At 36.9% G+C, this 18,923-nt stretch carries 17 protein-coding genes and 1 pseudogene; 7 read left to right on the top strand and 11 right to left on the bottom strand.

Features of this window, described 5'->3' with window-relative positions; genetic code table 11:
* Positions 1 to 142: 142 nt before the first annotated feature.
* The 3 genes from V7164_RS11550 to V7164_RS11540 all read left to right on the top strand — a co-directional run bounded on the left by V7164_RS11550 (position 143) and on the right by V7164_RS11540 (position 2,894).
* Complete coding sequence (locus V7164_RS11550) at positions 143 to 1,480, top strand: UDP-glucose dehydrogenase family protein (RefSeq protein ID WP_335354136.1); 1,338 nt, start codon at positions 143 to 145, stop codon at positions 1,478 to 1,480.
* Positions 1,481 to 1,542: 62 nt separating this feature from the next.
* Positions 1,543 to 1,740, top strand: a complete 198-nt coding sequence (locus V7164_RS11545; protein ID WP_438824714.1) for a phosphatase PAP2 family protein — start codon at positions 1,543 to 1,545, stop codon at positions 1,738 to 1,740.
* Positions 1,741 to 1,751: 11 nt separating this feature from the next.
* Positions 1,752 to 2,894, top strand: coding sequence for a glycosyltransferase family 4 protein (locus tag V7164_RS11540; protein ID WP_335354134.1), 1,143 nt, complete (start codon positions 1,752 to 1,754; stop codon positions 2,892 to 2,894).
* Between the two features lie 151 nt (positions 2,895 to 3,045).
* Here the strand turns inward: V7164_RS11540 and V7164_RS11535 are convergent, their stop codons facing one another.
* The gene (locus V7164_RS11535; protein ID WP_335348384.1) at positions 3,046 to 4,386 is read right to left on the bottom strand and encodes a cyclic 2,3-diphosphoglycerate synthase; all 1,341 of its coding nucleotides are present in this window, start codon (positions 4,384 to 4,386) and stop codon (positions 3,046 to 3,048) included.
* Between the two features lie 168 nt (positions 4,387 to 4,554).
* On the bottom strand, positions 4,555 to 5,043 hold the full coding sequence (locus V7164_RS11530; protein WP_335354133.1) for an RrF2 family transcriptional regulator: 489 nt from the start codon (positions 5,041 to 5,043) through the stop codon (positions 4,555 to 4,557).
* A 199-nt stretch (positions 5,044 to 5,242) separates the two neighbouring features.
* Here V7164_RS11530 and V7164_RS11525 point away from each other — a divergent pair, with 199 nt between their 5' ends.
* The 3 genes from V7164_RS11525 (at position 5,243) to V7164_RS11515 (ending at position 7,499) form a co-directional block, all read left to right on the top strand.
* Positions 5,243 to 5,896 (top strand): FMN-dependent NADH-azoreductase, encoded by a 654-nt coding sequence (locus tag V7164_RS11525; RefSeq protein ID WP_335354132.1) that lies wholly within the window; start codon positions 5,243 to 5,245, stop codon positions 5,894 to 5,896.
* A 29-nt stretch (positions 5,897 to 5,925) separates the two neighbouring features.
* Entirely contained in the window at positions 5,926 to 6,369 is a 444-nt protein-coding gene (locus tag V7164_RS11520; RefSeq protein WP_335354131.1) for a carboxymuconolactone decarboxylase family protein, read from the top strand.
* Between the two features lie 266 nt (positions 6,370 to 6,635).
* Positions 6,636 to 7,499, top strand: a complete 864-nt coding sequence (locus V7164_RS11515; protein ID WP_335354130.1) for an RNA polymerase sigma-70 factor — start codon at positions 6,636 to 6,638, stop codon at positions 7,497 to 7,499.
* Between the two features lie 207 nt (positions 7,500 to 7,706).
* On the opposite strand, the gene V7164_RS11510 is transcribed toward V7164_RS11515, so the two are convergent.
* The gene (locus V7164_RS11510) at positions 7,707 to 8,894 is read right to left on the bottom strand and encodes an amidohydrolase (protein ID WP_335354129.1); all 1,188 of its coding nucleotides are present in this window, start codon (positions 8,892 to 8,894) and stop codon (positions 7,707 to 7,709) included.
* A 140-nt stretch (positions 8,895 to 9,034) separates the two neighbouring features.
* Between V7164_RS11510 and V7164_RS11505 the strand changes: the two genes are divergently transcribed.
* Positions 9,035 to 9,193, top strand: a complete 159-nt coding sequence (locus tag V7164_RS11505; protein WP_335354128.1) for a hypothetical protein — start codon at positions 9,035 to 9,037, stop codon at positions 9,191 to 9,193.
* On the opposite strand, the gene V7164_RS11500 is transcribed toward V7164_RS11505, so the two are convergent.
* The 8 genes and pseudogenes from V7164_RS11500 to V7164_RS25695 form a co-directional block, all read right to left on the bottom strand.
* Positions 9,190 to 10,617 carry an MFS transporter gene (locus tag V7164_RS11500; RefSeq protein ID WP_335354127.1) on the bottom strand — a complete coding sequence of 476 codons (1,428 nt, stop codon included), beginning with the start codon at positions 10,615 to 10,617 and terminating at the stop codon, positions 9,190 to 9,192. The two genes, V7164_RS11505 and V7164_RS11500, sit on opposite strands and share 4 nt — an antisense overlap.
* Before the next feature lie 336 nt (positions 10,618 to 10,953).
* The gene (locus tag V7164_RS11495) at positions 10,954 to 13,290 is read right to left on the bottom strand and encodes a helix-turn-helix domain-containing protein (RefSeq protein ID WP_335354126.1); all 2,337 of its coding nucleotides are present in this window, start codon (positions 13,288 to 13,290) and stop codon (positions 10,954 to 10,956) included.
* Positions 13,291 to 13,748: 458 nt separating this feature from the next.
* Positions 13,749 to 14,585, bottom strand: a complete 837-nt coding sequence (locus tag V7164_RS11490) for an EamA family transporter (protein ID WP_335344747.1) — start codon at positions 14,583 to 14,585, stop codon at positions 13,749 to 13,751.
* Between the two features lie 328 nt (positions 14,586 to 14,913).
* Positions 14,914 to 15,798 (bottom strand): VOC family protein, encoded by an 885-nt coding sequence (locus V7164_RS11485; protein ID WP_335344746.1) that lies wholly within the window; start codon positions 15,796 to 15,798, stop codon positions 14,914 to 14,916.
* Between the two features lie 108 nt (positions 15,799 to 15,906).
* Positions 15,907 to 16,293, bottom strand: coding sequence for a nuclear transport factor 2 family protein (locus V7164_RS11480; RefSeq protein WP_438823962.1), 387 nt, complete (start codon positions 16,291 to 16,293; stop codon positions 15,907 to 15,909).
* Positions 16,294 to 16,424: 131 nt separating this feature from the next.
* On the bottom strand, positions 16,425 to 16,577 hold the full coding sequence (locus tag V7164_RS11475; protein ID WP_335354125.1) for a hypothetical protein: 153 nt from the start codon (positions 16,575 to 16,577) through the stop codon (positions 16,425 to 16,427).
* Positions 16,578 to 17,010: 433 nt separating this feature from the next.
* Positions 17,011 to 18,198 carry a M20 family metallopeptidase gene (locus tag V7164_RS11470; RefSeq protein ID WP_335344744.1) on the bottom strand — a complete coding sequence of 396 codons (1,188 nt, stop codon included), beginning with the start codon at positions 18,196 to 18,198 and terminating at the stop codon, positions 17,011 to 17,013.
* Between the two features lie 578 nt (positions 18,199 to 18,776).
* Positions 18,777 to 18,923, bottom strand: a pseudogene (locus V7164_RS25695) (hypothetical protein); the annotation flags it as partial.

The following is an 18,923-nucleotide window of genomic DNA, read 5'->3' as shown; positions in this document are numbered from 1 at the left end:
GTATGAATGAACGAGTTTGAACTGTTAATTAGTTGAAAGTAATTGTTAGAATCTTTTTACAATTAATTAACACTGCCTCAAGGTAGAATTTATATTCTTCTAATAAAATGATCATAAATCTATTTATTACAGGAGGGATTGTGTGAAAATTTCGGTCGCTGGAATAGGGTATGTTGGGTTAGTGACAGGTGTTTGTTTAGCAGAAATGGGTTTCGAAGTTACATGCATCGATAATCAAGAGAATAGAATAAAAATGCTGCAAACAGGGTGCTCCCCGTTCTACGAGCCAGAACTTGAACCGCTTTTACACAAAAATCTTTCTAACGGCCGTTTGACTTTTACAACCAATCCTAAAAAAGCTTACTCTTTCGCAGATATCATATTTATTGCTGTCGGAACGCCGGAGAACGAGGATGGAACAGCAAACTTAGACTCTATCTTTAACGTTGCTCTAGAAATAGCCCTCAATGCAAAAAACAACGTCATTATTTGTACGAAAAGCACGGTTCCAATTGGTACAAATGATCGAATGAACATGTTAATTCAGCGAAAGAAACCTCCAAAAATTCAAATCGAAGTTACTTCAACACCTGAATTTCTTCGTGAAGGCACAGCCATCCATGATTTTTTTCACAGTGACAGGATAGTCATTGGTGCGTATATGAATGAAGCAGCTTTACTTATTGAACAAGTATATGCTCCGCTTCAAATTCCGATTATCAAAACAGATATCAGAAGTGCAGAAATGATTAAATATGCATCAAATGCTTTTTTAGCGACAAAAATTAGTTTTATCAATGAAATCGCTGCCATTTGTGAAAAGGTTGGGGCAAATGTGGAAACAGTAGCTTACGGAATGGGGGAAGATAAGCGTATTGGTCATTCATTTCTTCAAGCAGGTATTGGGTATGGGGGCTCTTGTTTTCCTAAAGACGCAAATGCACTTGTACAAATAGCGGGGGATGTTGAACATTCATTTGAATTGCTTGAGGCTGTTATTAATGTAAATAATCGCCAACGTTCACTCCCAGTTATAAAAGCAAAAGAATTGGTCGGCTCATTAGCTGGAAAAAAAGTCGCACTTTTAGGTCTTGCATTTAAACCAGGAACAGATGATATTCGCGAAGCAGCCTCCTTAACCATTATCAATGACTTGCTTAATGAAGGTGCAAATGTGGTTGGCTATGATCCAATTGCCATTCAAAATGCAGAAAAGCTAGTTGGGGATGCGATTGAGTATACATCAGATTTGATAAGTGCTTTGTTTAATGCTGAAGTAGCCATTATCGCAACGGAATGGGATGAAATTAAGCAGTTTCCTTTAGAATTGTTCGAAATTTATATGAAGGATGCAGTCATTGTTGACGGACGAAATTGCTATTCTCTTGAAAAAACTCAAAACCACGACATTACCTACGTATCCATCGGTAGACCAAGCGTAAAAAAGAACATTTTATTAAATACTGCTATAACACATTAATGTCCAATGATAGCAAAAGGATGAGAGGGGACATCTGAAGACGAAGCGGATATATGACCTATATGAGTTTGAATGTCGCCTATTTCATAAAATTAATTGTCACTTCAATAAGTTTAGTTGTCATCCTGCTTCCTCTTGCTTTATTTGTCGGACTATCAAGAATTTATCTTGGGCTACATTATCCATTTGATGTACTAGCAGGTGGAATGCTCGGAATTATTTGTGGCTTTATTAGCTTTTATTTTATATGGACATTTTGAAGGAGGGGCAAATGAAAATTGCATTTTTCACAGATACCTTTTATCCGGAAATTAATGGGGTTGCACGAACATTAAAGCAGTTTACTGATTATTTAACTAGAGAAAATATTTCATTCAAGGTTTTTGCACCGAGCACTTTATCTAGTGAATATTTGACACCCTATATTCACCGCTTTAAAAGTCTGCCCTTTTTCTTATATCCTGAATGCCGTTTCGCTTTTCCTAACCCATTTCAAATGAGAGAAGAGCTCATTCATTTTGCACCGGATATCATTCATGTTGCCACTCCGTTTAATTTGGGGGTTTGCGGGGCATATTATGCAAAAAAGTTAAATATTCCACTAGTGGGCTCTTATCATACGGATTTCGATTATTATTTACAATACTATGATTTACCAAATCTATCAAAATATCTTTGGAAATATATGAATTGGTTTCATCGTCCGTTACAGAAAATCTATGTTCCATCGTCTGAATCGATTGGAAAGTTGAGGAGAAGGGGATTTACAAATATGGAAGTGTGGTCAAGAGGGGTAGATTGCCAACTATTTCATCCTTACTATGATAAGCTAGTTGTTCGCAAAAAATATCAAATACGCAAAAAGTATCTTCTCATTTATGTAGGAAGACTAGCACCTGAGAAGGATGTCAACACACTTCTAGAAATAGCAAAAGCCTTGCCTCCGCACATAAATGAAAATTTACATTGGCTAATTGTAGGAGACGGTCCAAGTAGGGCTCAGCTTCAAAACGCGGCACTAGAAAATATGGATTTCACAGGATTTCTCCAAGGGAAAGAATTAGCTGAAATATATTCGGCTGCAGATTTATTTGTTTTTCCATCTCCAACTGAAACATTTGGCAATGTTGTTCTTGAATCATTTGCAAGTGGCACACCTGTTATCGGTGCAAATTCAGGTGGTGTCAAATGTATTATTCAGGAAGGGGTAACTGGCCGCCTATGTCCACCTGGAAATGTGCCTCAATTTACAAAAGCGGTCATAGAGTTATTGTACGATCATTCATTACGGAGTCAGATGGGGATTGAAGGAAGAAAATATGCTTTCGAACAAAAATGGGATACTATTTTTGAAAAGTTGCTTAAATCGTATTCTACTACGATTGACAAGGAAAATAAGCAGGAACTTGCTTAGCCATTGATAATCTTAAGCCACTTGCGGTTAAATGGTAAAATGGAAAAACACATGGAAGCTTTTATGAAGGAAGTTAAAATGTAGGAAGAAAGGAAAAAGACTAGCGACACTAATAATGTGTCGCTAGTCTTTTTCTAATTGTTTAAGTTCATCACACAAGCTTATGCTTTTGGATAAAATCTTTTAAAATATCGCTTAAATTCGGGCTGCCAATTTCAGCTAAATCATAATGTACACGTGTACATGGCTTATTAATCGAAATGACGCGTGATAAATCGATTGGTGTGCCAATGATTACTGCATCACAGTCAGCACTATTAATTGTTTCTTCCAGATCTTTCAATTGCTGTTCGCCGTATCCCATCGCCGGAAGGACGTTGCCAATATGTTTGTATTTGTTAAACGTTTCGCTTAATGTACCAACTGCAAATGGACGTGGATCAATTATTTCCTTCGCACCTAAACGTTCAGCTGCAACTGTACCTGCGCCAAGTTTCATTTCTCCATGTGTCAATGTCGGGCCATCTTCTACGACTAATACACGTTTTCCAACAATACTCTCCGGTTGATCCACTGTAATCGTTGATTCTGCTTTAATAATCGTGCTATTTGGATTTGCGAATTTGATATTATTTTCTACGATTTGAACAGCTTCTTCTGGCGCACTATCCACTTTGTTAATGATAGCCACATCTGTTGTTCTTAAGCATACTTCACCAGGATAGTATTTCAGCTCATGACCTGGACGATGCGGGTCTAGGACAGTAACAGCTAAATCAGGCTCGAAGAAAGAGAAATCGTTATTTCCTCCGTCCCATAAAATAACGTCACAGCCATCTGGATCATTTTCAGCTGCTGCCAAAATATCTGCATAATCAACGCCAGCATACACAATATTTCCACGCGCCACATGTGGTTCATATTCTTCCATTTCTTCGATTGTGCAATTATGCTCTTTTAAGTCCTCTACTGTCGCAAAGCGCTGAACACGCTGTGCATTCAAATCGCCGTAAGGCATCGGATGTCTCACTGCAATGACTTTTAAATCATGCTCCAGCAGTGTTTCGATAATTTTACGCGATGTTTGGCTTTTTCCAGTTCCAGTTCGCACAGCGCAAACGGAAATAACTGGCTTATTACTTTTTAACATCGTGCTTTTTGGCCCTAGTAATGTGAAGTTAGCACCTGCTGCATTCACAATCGCACCCACGCCCATCACGTCTTCGTAATTAACATCACTATACGCAAACACACATTCATCCACTTGCAAGTCTTTAATCAATTCTGGTAATTGATCTTGTGAATAAATAGGAATACCTTCAGGGTACAATTCGCCCGCTAATTCACTTGGATATTTTCGTCCATCGATATCTGGAATTTGCGTTGCTGTAAAAGCAACAACATTATACATTTCATTATTACGATAATACGTATTAAAATTATGAAAATCCCTTCCTGCTGCACCAATAATAATAATATTTTTTCTACTCATAGCACTCTCTCCTATACTTTCAATCAATTATTATAATAATAACTAGGAATGTATATTAATACAATAGCATTTTCAAAATTGCTAGAAATTAAAAGATAAGGATGTTGCTTTTATGAATAAGCTCTTTAGAATATTTTAATTAAGGAATTTCACAAGAGGTTCGTTTTATTAGTCGTTTTTCGAAAAATATTTTCGAGTATCTTCACGTATTTGTTTGGGTAATACACGATCAAGCTCTTCATTTAACCATGATAGTGTTTTACTACGCAAGTCATCACGCATTTTTTCTTCCGCAGAGAGCATAACTAAATTGATGGTGCAAAAGGAGGGAGCTGAACAGCAGCTTTCTCTATACAAATAACCATTATCTTTAATATTTTTACATTGAAAAATAGGCTTTGGACCTTCAACTGCTTCAACTACATCCCAAAAGGAAATGTCTTCTGGGGACTTAGATAACCTATATCCTCCCTTTACACCGGGGACAGAACTTACAATACCAGCCTTAGACAATTTACCGAAAACTTTTGAAAGAAATGTCTCAGAAAGTCCTTGGAATTCTGCCAAATCCTTGATCCCAACACTTTCCTTAGAAGGAACATCAATTAAATAAACAAGACAATGTAAAGCATATTCAACTCCGACACTGTATTGCATATAAACTCACCTACTTTTGATTAAGGACTATCAATTTGTATCTTAGGAGTATTTAGAGGTCTAGTCAAATAGAAATCTCTTTTGGTAAATTTTATTCATTTGACAAAAATAATTATAGCACATATTATAGATAATGTTAATCGACGATTAAGTTAGTCTTTAATTGGCGCCTAAAATTCATTTTAAAGGAGAAATACAAATGAACAAAACACTGATCATTAATGCACATCCAAATATAGATGATACTTCTTCAGTTAGCTTGCAGGTTTTTAACCACTTTTTGGAGGCTTATAAAGAATTAATTCCTGATAGCGAAGTAATTGAACAGATTAACTTGTACAGTGATGTAGTGCCTATGATAGATAAAACGGTTTTAAGTGCATGGGAAAAACAACGAAAAGAACAGGAACTAACTAGCCAAGAACAAAAAGTAACGGAGCGTATGTCCGGAATCTTACAACAATTTAAAAGTGCAAATACGTATATCATCGTATTACCTTTGCATAATTTTAATATTCCATCAAAGTTAAAAGATTATATGGACAATATCATGATTGCACGTGAAACCTTTAAATATACTGAAAATGGGTCAGTGGGGCTTCTTAAAGACGGACGAAGAATGCTTGTCATACAAGCAAGTGGATCAATATATACTAACAATGATTGGTATACAGAAGTTGATTACTCTAATAAATACCTGAAGTCAATGTTCAATTTTCTTGGCATTGAAGATTATCAAATCATTCGCGCACAAGGAACTGCTTTACTAGACCCAATTGAAGTATTACAAAAAGCATATAAAGAAGCTGAAGAAGCTGCTTCAAGATTAGCACCTAAATTAATACTTTCTTAAAGGGAAAGAAATAAAAGGAGGTAATTATATTGGAGCAACGAATTGATTATTACAACGTAGCACCAGAAGCACTTAAAATAATGATGGAAATGGAGAAGTATACGAAAACTACAGGTATAGACCGTAAACTGCGTGAACTAATAAAAATTCGTGCCTCGCAAATAAATGGTTGTGCATATTGTATTAACATGCATACAGCTGATGCTAGAAAAATGGGAGAAACGGAACAACGTTTATATTGTATTAGTGCTTGGAGAGAGTGCACATTTTACACAAATGCAGAAAAAATAGCCCTTGAGTTAACAGAATACGTGACGTTAATCCCGACAAAACGTGTGCCAGATGAGCTTTATCAACGAGTACGTGAACATTATAACGAGAGACAGTATGTTGACCTTATTTTAATAATTAACCAAATCAACAGTTGGAATAGGATTTCCATTGCAATGGGGAATACGGCAACTGAAAAATAATACTTTCGGTGAACATCTACGTCTCAGATTGTATAGAAAAGGCATCCAAGTGCATATTTGGATGCCTTTCGGTTATTTAGAGCATAAAAGGAAAAGGGTACCTAGGGCAATTGGTGTGCAAAGGGCAGCTGCGTTCTGAAATAAGAATTCCAGGATTATATATAGCTGGAGACTGGACATCGCCCAACTCAATTTTGGCAGATGGGCAGTGAGCAGTGAAAAATAAGCAACTGAAGGAATCATTTTAAACGAAAAGGGGAGAAATCGTGCAAATTTCGAAAGAAGATTACCAGCTATATAAACCATTGTTGTTTTCATTAGGTTATCGGATGTTAGGATCAGTTGCGGAAGCAGAAGACATGGTTCACGAAACATTTCTAAAAGCTTACCAAATAAGTGAGGAAGACATAAAGAATAAGAAAGCCTATCTCTGTAAAATGATGACAAACCTCTGTCTTGATTCATTAAAGTCTGCACGATACAAGCGAGAACATTATGTGGGACCATGGAACCCTGAGCCGCTATTACAAGAGAAATTACATGCCTATGATCCATCTGAAATGATTATACAAAAAGAAGGATTGAGTATTGCCTATTTACGCATGATGGAGCATTTAGCATCAGATGAACGGGCAGTTCTCCTTTTAAGAGAGGTACTGGATTTCCCATACTCAGAGATTGCACATATTATTGGAAAAAAAGAAGAAAACTGCAGAAAAATTTTTAGCAGGGCCAAGCAAAAGATCTCACGTGTGGAAGGTGAAAGTTTAAACTATGAGGAAAATAAATCAATCATTAATCGCTTTGTAGAAGCGTTTCAAATGCAAAATACGGCTGTCTTATTAGAACTTATATCAGAAAATGTTACACTATTCTCTGATGGCGGTGGAAAAGCTACGGCTGCTGTACGTCCAATCGTATCCGTATCCAACGTTTTAGCCTTATTATACGGAATCATGAAAAAAGCCTCTGAAGACTTTAATTTTGAAATGAAAAATATCAATTATCAACCAGCAATCGTGATATACATGAATGGTAAGATTCATAGTATCCTAAGTTTTTATATTAGTAATGAAAAAATAAACGAAATGTATATAACAATGAATCCTGAGAAACTGCCTATTCACTAAAAAATGTAGAGGTACGGTGAGAAAAAGTCATTCTTGGCAGTATTTATTTATCGGGGACTAAAAAAATCTGATTTACTCGTCTGCGATAAATGGCGAGTGTACTCCAAAATTGATGCTACATAATTAATGGTAAGCAGTCCAGACAAAAAAGTAAGCTAGACTAGATACGTTATCAATGAACTATCTTGTCTAGCTTATTTTTTTCATTTAGTCTAATTCATAATAACTGCAAACAACTTGTCCAACAGCTTTCGCAGCTACGAGGAGTGCATCTTCATCGATATCAAATTTCGGATGATGATTGAAGTAAGGATTTTCTACCCCTTTTGGTGTACATGCAATGTAGAAAAAGCAGGCTGGGAATTTTTCAGCATAATACGCAAAGTCCTCAGATGGAGACATTGCCGGAAATTCCTTCACTTCTTTAATGTCCTTATCATCCATGCTTCGTAAACTTTCTGCCACCTTAGCTGTAAGCTCAGGGTCATTGTATAAAGGCGGATAATCAGGAGTATAAGTAAGCTCACATGTTACGCCAAACTCTTCTTCAATTCCTCTTACAATCCGTTTTACTTCTCTCTCAATCGTTTCTTTTGTTTCTACAGTCATATAGCGAATATCGCCCTCAAGTTCTACGCTATCCTTGATCACGTTGAATGTCCCTTTTCCATCAAAAGATCCAATAGTAATCACACCGATATCGAATGGGCTTAATCTGCGGCTGACAATGGTTTGCGCAGCTGTAACAAAATGAGCAGCAGCAACGATTGCATCGTTAGCTAGATGAGGAGAGGAACCATGGCCACCTCTTCCTTGGACTTTTAATTTCATGTATGCCCGTCCATTAAAGGAATATCCAGCATGATATCCTACTGTGCCCGCAGGTCCCATCGGTAATAAATGAATGCCATAAATAGCATCTAAGTCATCAATCAAACCAGACTCTACGATACTTTTCGCCCCACCTGGCGGAACCTCTTCTGCATGTTGGTGAATGATTTTTATTGTCCCTGGAATGGAGTCTTTTAATCGAATTAAGCAATCAGCTAAAACTAACAAGTAAGCAGTATGTCCATCATGCCCACATGCATGCATTAACCCTTCATTCTTTGATTTAAACGGTACATCTGTTTCTTCTACAATTGGAAGGGCATCAAAATCTGCGCGCAGACCAATTGTTTTTCCAGGCTTTCCACCTTTAATGGTGACGACAATGCCATAACCATTCCCAACATTCGTTTGAATGTCCACATCTTTTCCCTTATAAAAATCCGCAATATATTGAGCTGTTTTCTCCTCTTTAAATGAGATCTCTGGATTTTCATGTAAATGGCGACGGATGGAAATTATTTCATCTTTACGTGATTCTAACATGCTCATCAATTCACATTTCATTATTTTCGTCTCCTTTTTTGCACGTTAAGAAATTATAAATTGTCAGCGCAGAAGTTGATTCGACGCGGGTGCCAATTTTAGGAATTAAGTACGACGGACAGGATGTCCTAGTCGGGCGAATGCCACAGGACGTGGCATTTATGAGCGCGATAAGTGCAACTACGCCTCTATCTTCGCCTTTCCAAGGCTCGCCAATCGGCGAGTTTTCTTTAACGGAACAGAATGATATAACCTTTCATTCTGTTCCTATTTATAAAAATGAGCTGAAACTGACTTCTATCTATACTCTATTAAGTTAATTAGCTATCTTATTTGGTGTTTGAAATGTTTTTTTCGATAGAGCATCTGTTGTTTTACCAGCATTTTTTGGTACCATAATCACAATTGAAAGAATCGACAGTATACCGAATATTACGTTTACGATAATCCCTACCGATGCTGCGGTCTCAACACTTCCAGCCGCTGCAACTGAACTATAAACCGTTGCAGAGATAGCAACACCGATCGCACTGCCTAATGAGCTAGCCATTTTGTAAACCCCTGCAGCTTCACCTACTTTGTTCGATGGCGCATTGGAAACAGATGTGTCTGTAGATGGTGTTGCATATATGCCAAGTCCAAGCCCGAATAAAACAAACCCAATAAATACTACAACTGTATAAGTAAAACCAGGCAAGAAGGTTAGACCCATCATCGCTACACCAACTGTCGTGATAATAGCACCCCAGACCATTGGTAATTTTGCTCCTACTTTTTGCAGGATTTTTTCTCCGACACGAATCATCGCAAGAACAACGATTAAATATCCAATTGATAGCATTCCTGATTGAAATGCAGTAAATCCACGGCCTACTTGAACATACGTATTTGCAACAACAAGTGTCCCGGCAATTGCATTTAATAAAAAGTTTGAATAAGTAGCACCTGCGTATGGTTTATTTTTAAATAAAGAGAAATCAATAAGTGCAATATCTTTCCTCTTTTCAACATTAAAGAAGACAATAGCTCCGATAATGGTAACGATGGCAAGAATAATAGTGATTGGACTTGTCCAGCCTAAGTCCGCACCGAATGTAATAAAGACGTTTAATGCAATCATCGTAACGATAAAGATAGCTAAACCACTATAATCAAATTTAAAAGAAACATTTCCTTCTGCTTTGCTTTCAGGTGTATCTTTAATTAGCCACATAGCAAGGAGGGCAAAAATAATGGAGAAGATAAAAATCCACTTCCATCCCATATACGTAGCAATGGCGCCACCTGCAAACGAACAGACACCTGAACCGCCCCAAGATCCAATTGACCAATAACTAAGAGCTCGCTGTCTGTCTTTTCCATCAAAATAAGCTTTCATTAAAGCAATCGTTGCCGGCATAATACAAGCGGCGGAAATCCCCTGAATAATACGTCCAATAATTAGTAAGACAGATCCTTGTGCTAATACAAGACATAAGGAACCGATAACACTTAAAATTAACCCAATATACGTAATTTTTTTACGTCCAATTTTATCTGCAATCCCACCAGCAGCTACAATAAACATACCTGAGAATAAGGCTGTTAAACTGATGGCTATATTGATCGTTCCATATGAAACCCCTAAATCTGATTGAACAGCTGGGACGACATTGACCATTGCCTGTGCAAAAAGCCAGAACGTGATAACCCCGAACACAATCCCTGTGATCAACTTATCCGTACCTTTATAACTTGTCTCCATGATTGAACCTCCCACACCTTAACTAAATTTTTTAATATGTCTAATAAGAAACATTACTGCAACAAATAAGGAGTAACAGGAGCACTTGTTGCGTTTCTATACAATAATTATAAAAATTTCAGCTGTATTAAGAGAGTCAATTTTTGTGTAATTCACAGACTAAAGCTCGAAATAATTAACCTATCATTTTGCTAAGGGAAAATTGTGGGGTAGATTTTTGTCATTTATACAAGTAAAGGGGATGGCTTCACTGCCTTCTATACCATTCAAAGGATAGAAGGCAGCAGACCCAGACGTTTTGGGGCTAGCCTTATAACATGATTTGCAACACTTTTGTCAGTAGGCTTTTCGAATATCAAAAAAGTGAATGGCATTGCTTGTTAAATAGGAATAAAATGACCAATCCTCTTCAATCGTTTCATCGAAGATTTCTAAAGAAGGCCTGGTGGAATTGATAATATAATTAATAATTTCAGTATCCATGCCATACTTACTGTTCAAATTCCACCACTTTGTATATAACGCTCCATGATTTTTATCAAACACATGCTTGCGTATTTGATATTCTCCTTTAGGAATTCCAGAAATCGTTACGTGAATTTCTTTATTGAGTTTTTGCAGAAATGTCTCTTCAATGGATAAATAAGGATTGATAATATTACAATTCATCAGGATCAACTGATATCCCCGCTCATTTCTTGTCATCACGTAATCCTTATCCTGTGCAACAATTTCACCATGTAGACGTTTTAGAAACATCAATGCAAAATAAGCTGGACGTTTTCCCCTTAGATAATGGAATAATTCGACACCGTCCATTCGATAACGCTGATCTTTCCCTGTGTCCTCATGTACGATTGTATTAATCCAGAGAGCAACTGTTTTCACATCATTGGATATATCCAATACATTTTTCAAGTGCAATGCTCCGCGAAAAAAAGTGCCATTCGTATACCGAGTATTGCCTGATAACGTGTTCCATGAAACGAGATGAAGTGGTTTTTCTATATGGTTCCTCTTTAAGTAGTGCTTCAGCTTATTTGTTTTTTCTTTTATGAAATCTTTTGCTAAATCGAAATTCATTTCCGCCATTTCTTTAAAATCAATTACCTCATTTTGATTTGCGTTATAACCGATAAAATCAATAAACTCCCCCTTGTCTAACTGCCATTCATGATGATTGCTCGTTTTTTCTTTACGAAAAGAAAAAGGCATATACAAGCCTACCTGAATCGATGGGAGCATCGTTTTTAATACATCATGCAGTTTTAAATAAATCCTCTGAAGATCTTTTGCTTCAACTCCTGTATAATATGGCTCGTGAAACATCACATGCCATTGCTTAACAAACGACTCTCCGTAAAGCTGTAAGCAATGTCTGATAAATTGAATGAGTTTTGTAAAATATTGTTCTTCATCTCTCGAAATATCTATATAATCTGCCCGTATAAACAAAGATAAATCATGCTTTTTCATGAATGCCAAAGCACTATCAATATTAAAATATGGTGATGTTGTCGGAATCTCTTCATCTGTCTCTACCTCAGGCGGAATGGCCGTATTACTAATGAGATTACGAACTCCGATATACTTTAACTGCAAATCCCTTTTGACATCTAATATTTGAGAGCGAACATCTTCTTTTAATAGCTCAAAAATTTCTCCAATAATCAGGATATGATTAGGATGATGTAAGCCCATCGGTTCTAGGGAGGACAAGGTGATTGGCAGCTTTTCATACCTAGTCTCTGTATGGTTATAAGATTTTTGATCATCTAAATTCATGCTGCTTAATTTTGCGATAATCTCTGATGATTGGATAAGATTTGAAGCATCTACCTTGCTATAGCTTCGAACTGAATCCTCCTTTTGGACAGTATGGCTATCACGATATAGATGTGGCGTCATTCCATACACCTCTTTAAAAAAGGCTGAAAAAGACTTTGTGTTTGGGAAGCCATTATTCATCGCGATTTGTGATATGGAGTCAGTTGTGTAAAGTAAATCCTTCAAACTATGCTTAAGCCTGATATTCATTAAATAACGACTAAACCCCATCCCCATTTTCTGTTTAAAATATCGGGATAGATAGCTTGTTGAAAGAAAGTATTTCTTTGCAACCTCCTCTAATGTAATCAGCTGATCATAATTTCTCTCCATATAGTCAATAATTTGAAATAGGCGCCGATCCTCTGTATCTATTTTCTGGATGACACTTCCTTCTTCTTTAAAACTGCGGATCAATATAAGCAGCATTTGACAGATGTAGCTTTTAACTTCAATTCGATAGCATTCATCTTGTCTATAATAACTAATCATCACATTTGCCAATAGCTTGCGAATGGCATGAATCATCTCTTCTCTTCCAAGATCAATTTCTCTTGAATAGCATTCAAAGCGCTGATTGCGATAATCAGCATAATGACGGTCCATGAAGCTGTCTGAAATGGATAATATCATTACCCTATTCTGTTCATTTCCTTGAATCTGGTAAAGCTGATTACGATTAATAACAAGCAAATCGTTTTCTGCCATATGATAAAAGCGACTGGATGTCTCTATTTTTAATTCACCACTAATGACCAGAATAAATTGAACCCCTTTATTTATTCTTGGAACTAACAACTCAATATGTTGAAATGATATCTGAAAATCTAACAAAGGATCGTTCAATCCAATCACTCCTAACTACTTTTGATCGATAATGAGCATGCTCCAAAAAGCATGACCTCACACTTTCATACCAAAATTATCATAATTCTATCTCAAAGATTTAAAAAGCGAGTGTTACTTACTATTTTTACAATACCTGCCCACTCTTCTTATCATTAACCTCTAGGTTTACATTATCATATAAAAAAATACCCACTCAAGTGGGCATTTCATTAGAGGTTCGTTATAGGCTTCCGTAAATAGAAAAATCCATATTCCGGCACCCTAGGTTATAAAAAACTCATTTAATTTTATGGTATATTTCACCGTTAAGTTTTTGATTATGGTTTCTGCCATCAAAGGATTTAAATATATACAAAAATAGAAGAAATACCAACAATGTACTTAAATGAAGGATTAGATTTATATCCATAAAAAAAATCAGAGCCTTAAGCCCTGATTAACTTTTTGTATGTCTGTTAAATTTTTGTTAGTACAATGCCGGCTAGTGCGGAAATAACCCCGATGACCTGGTACATTTTAAGCCTTTCTTTATATAGCCAACAGCTGCTGAGAACGACAACTAAACAATTTAAACTAACAATCGGGAATACAATGCTGGCTACTCCAATATTCAGAGCAAAAAAGTAGCTGCTATAACCTACGACACTAATACATCCAATAATGACACCAAATTTCAGCTCTGTACGCTGCCATTTTTCCTTCATCATAAAGCTATTTATCAGTAAATAAGTCGCACCGCCGCCATACATACAAACAAGTGTATTGATGGAATCAATATGTAAATGCGAGGACGTCTTCATAAGCACACCGAGTACACCAAACGATCCAATCGATAGTAAGACGCGGTACATCCACGGCTTATAATCCATCTTAATGCCACTGCCTGGCACATATTGGATGACCGCTGCAGAAGCAAGAATAACAATAATGCCAATCCACTGAATGAGTGTAATGTGCTCTTGAAAAATAAGCGCTGCGCTTAGGATAGGAATGATCGTATTTGTGCTAATAAGCGGTGATGTTAAACTAGCAGGTCCTTTTTCAAACGCCTTTGACATTTGAATATTCCCATTAGCATTCAATATGCCGATGACCGCCCCTAGCACAATCGTTAATCCATTAAATGAAGCAAACCCTACGACTGTTCCATAGCCAAACATGATTAAAAACGCAATCAGATAAAAGAAAAACTGCAAATGCACCTTTGATAGTCCTTTGCCTGACGTGACCTTAAAAATCATATTATTGATTCCAAAGCACAACATCGTCAGAACTGCTGCTACAATCCACATTAAAAATCCTTCTCTCTCTTTGATAGAATCATTTTAATATAGATTTCTAATATTTCAAATGGTTTTTATAATTTTTAAACTAGAGTATTAATATCGATTCATTATCTGATAAAATGTAAAAAAAAACATGTATTTGGATGTTTAAGGTAAAGTAGTCTGAAGAACGAAAGACAGAATCTGTAGTCGACATTTTGACGATGAATTAAAGGGCATTGGGCAGTTCAGTTCGGAAGGAACGTATTGATTTTTATCTAGTAGCTATATGGAATAGGTGAAACCTGCATTAGCTCTAAACAAAGCTAATGCAGGTTTCACTACTTAAACTTTATCATTTTTCAAAACGGGCATTTTCCAAAGCATTTAAATCAATTTTCTTCATCTTTAAGAGGGCCTGAAACACTCTGCGGTTTTCGTCTTTTGATCCTTTATACAAGACCTCATTCATATTGCCCGGAACGATCTGCCATGAAAGGCCGAATTGATCCTTTACCCATCCGCATTGTTCTGCCTCGGGTACGGCAGAAAGCTTATTCCAGAAGTAATCAATCTCCTGCTGATCTTTACAGTTGATCATGAGTGAAAATGCTTCATTAAAATTGAAATCTACATCATATCCATGATCCATCGCTGAAAAATGATAACCGGATAAGCTGAAAGCAGCATATTTCACCTTTGCCTTTGATGACATGGATTCTCCTGCTTCATATTTACTTATTACTTCTATTTTTGAATCCTCAAATATGTCTGTGTAATACTGGATTGCCTCATCCGCTTTCCCACATGAATCACTTGAGAAGAGCAAGTTTGGTGTAATCTTTTGAACAGCTTTACCATTGTCTTTAAGCATCAACTGCCATGACAAGCCAAAGCGATCCTGCACCCAGGCATACCGCTTACTGAAGGGATACTCACCTAATGGCATGAGTTCGGTACCGCCTTCTACTAAAGCTTCCCATTTGGTATTAACCTCTTCTATCGATTCGCAAGCGACCATCAATGAAACAGATGGATTAAATTTGAAGTAAGGACCTGCACTGATGGCCATGAATTCTTGCCCAGCCAATTCAAAGCTGACTAATTCTGAATCTCCAGAAGGAGTGTTTTCTATAACTGTTTCATTTAATAGTTTAGAGTCCTCAAATAAACTAATATAAAACAAAGCGGCTTCTCTTGCTTCTTTGTCATACCATAAATGTGGAATGATTTTTTGCATAAGGACCTCCTCAATAAGATTTTACTTAGTGCCCTCTTCGCTGACGAAAATTCCCATTATGTATAATTGGGTATAGTTTTTCAGATTAAATTATTTTCCGCAGGAACATTAAAACATGCCATTCTCGTTAGGAGAATCCTCGGGTATTGGCTGACCTACATCCCATAATTCCACAATTTGATCATTCTGAAACCGGAAGATATGGACCACAACTCCTCCAAGATCCTCAGGATTTTGTCTCACATGAGAGTGAACCGTAACCATCTCTCCCTCTTCAATAGCATGTTTGACCTCAAGTGTCTTGTTAGGGTTCAGGGCGGCATTCTCTTTCATCGCGAGCATAAGGGAATTGGCATCGCCACGGAAATAGGGATTATGGTGGCGAAAGCCTGGACCTATGTATTTCTGATATGCTTCGTCTACATTCCCAGAAGCTACAAGTTGCAGGAACGATACTGCTTGGTCTTTATGGGAGAGGTTTGCTTTCATATTCATCACAAACATCCTTTCTTTAAGGAATTTAAAGTTCTAGAATAATGTTATGTTGAACATAATAAATTGTCAATAATTGGGTTCTAAACAAAAAACTCACTATGGGCTATCCCTTTTGTATATTCTGGGCGATTTTACAAAATATCAGCTAAGTAGGTTTGAATCGAATTAGGTAATAGTTGAAAGAGCAATCCTTCGTATTTAATATCAAGTAGACCAGCTAGAACAAAAAGGAAAATAATTAAAATAACGATAGGTTTCTTATGCCTTTTAGATAGCTGCTTCAAAAGGTTTCCCTCCACTGAAAAATAATACATGAATCATTTACCTGTTCATTATACTGAATTTCATCGAACAATACTTCATCAAAGAGATTCTCCCGTACTGAAGGATGATGGTGATAAATGCGAAATAATCAATACCTGACTACACCGATAACTTAGTAGTTGTTTTTCTTTTTCTTTTTCTTTTTCTTTTTCTTTTTGGCCCCGTATCGTTGACGTAACGTCTGCCCTCCAATATATTAGACAAATCAAAAGTTTCTCTCACTTTCTTGAGTCTTTCCCAAAAATCGACTCATCTTTTATATATAGATTAGGTTAAAGAAAGGACACTTTATTTAAAAAAAGTTTGTTTCTGGACATAAAATTTATTATCAATTCAAAAAGCTAGACCAAGAAATCTCGTCTAGCTTACTCTTTTATAATTCATGCTTTTCCATTACTCAAAACCATAATACCCGCAAACTACATACCCGACTGATTTGGCCGCAACAAGAAGGCAGTCTTCATCAATATCAAATTTTGGATGGTGATTAAAATAGGCGGTCTCCTTGCCTTTTGGTTTACAGCCAATGTAAAAGAAACAACCAGGGATTTTTTCAAGATAATAAGCAAAATCCTCAGAACCGGAGAGCATCGGGTATTCCCCAACCTCTTTAATGTCCGGGTCGGTTATGTTTTTTATGCTGGTGATCACCTTTTCTGTCACTTCCGGATCATTGTACAGCGGCGGATAATCAGCCGTATACGTAAGCTTACATTGTACGCCAAATTCCGCCTCAATGCCTTTTACTATTCGATGTACTTCTTTCTCGATAATCTGCTGCGTTTCAACCGTCATATAGCGGACGTCCCCTTCAAGCTCGACACAATCTTTAATCACATTGAAGGTGCCTTTGCCATCGAATGAGCCTATCGTAATGACACCCATCTCAAAAGGATTGATCCGGCGGCTGATTACTGTTTGTACCGCTGTTACAAAATGGGCTCCAGCAACAATTGCATCATTTGCCAAATGTGGAGATGACCCATGGCCACCTTTACCTTGAATGATTAATTTGAAAAATGACCTGCCTGCTAACGCATATCCGCTTCTGTAGCCAACAAAGCCCGCTGGATGGGTAGGGAATATGTGAATACCATAAATATTGTCTACATCGTCCAGCACACCGGCTTCCACAATGCTTTTCGCTCCCCCAGGAGGTGCTTCCTCCGCATGCTGATGAATAATTTTAATTGTTCCGGCGAGTGAATCCTTTAATTGGATCAAACAATCCGCCAAAACAAGCAAGTAGGCAGTATGGGCATCATGGCCACAAGCGTGCATTACCCCTTCATTTTTCGATTTAAAGGGTACATCTGTTTCCTCCAAAATCGGAAGTGCATCGAAATCTGCCCGAAGAGCAATCGTTTTTCCCGGATTATCCCCTTTAATTGTCACGATAATCCCATAGCCGTTTCCTGCATTCCTAAGGATGTCAACATCTTTTCCTTTATAAAAATCGGCAATATATTGAGCGGTTTTCTCCTCTTTAAAAGAAACTTCCGGATTTTCGTGTAAATAACGGCGAATTTGAACCATTTCATCTTTGCGGGCTTCTAACATGCTCATTAATTGTTCTCTCATTTCATCCCTCACAAAGTTTTTATATAATGATTTAAGTGCCTCAGCTCGAAGCATTTAGCGACAACAGCTATTTCATTATTCTGCAAAAAATCATATTTATAATACCCTAATTTTTAAATGATATGACAAGGTTCATCACTTTTATGGATTCTGTCCACATAATAGTAAAATCAGTTGATATAACAGAGCCCATCGTAGGATAAGTTCATTCCATTTTGAATTTCACACTAAAAGATGATCCGTATATGGAATTGTCATTAAGAGTGCTACAGAATTTCACTTGCCAATTGTTTAATTAACAGCTGAACAAGCAAATTTACGTTGGAAAGGGTTAAATCTACCAAATGATATCTCCATAGCTTTTGAACCTACTTCCGGAAGCTATGTGGGGCAAGTTTTTATTCCTGATACAAATCAAAAAACTCGCTCCTTGTATTAGGAGCGAGTTGAAAGTAATGTTGTGTGGGAGGATTCCCAATGCTTAGAGTGATGGACCGGATTTTCCCGGTAAAAATAATTTACAGCATCAACAAGCGCAAAAAAGTAATATCTTATATAAATAGTAGATGAATATAATATTATTTAGTTAACACAATTTTTATTTGATTTCCTGAAGGATCTTCAGTCGATATGACATTATCTTCTTCTGTAAATGGAAATCCTAACCGCTTTAATTCTGATTTTGCATTGTTAAATTCATCTTCCGTAAAATGTGTCGTATAATA

The sequence above is a fragment of the Bacillus sp. JJ1474 genome, from assembly GCF_036965225.1.
Classification (GTDB): Bacteria; Bacillota; Bacilli; order Bacillales; family Cytobacillaceae; genus Cytobacillus.
The sequence above is the reverse complement of the archived record's forward strand: the minus strand, read 5'-3'. Positions and strand labels throughout refer to the sequence as shown.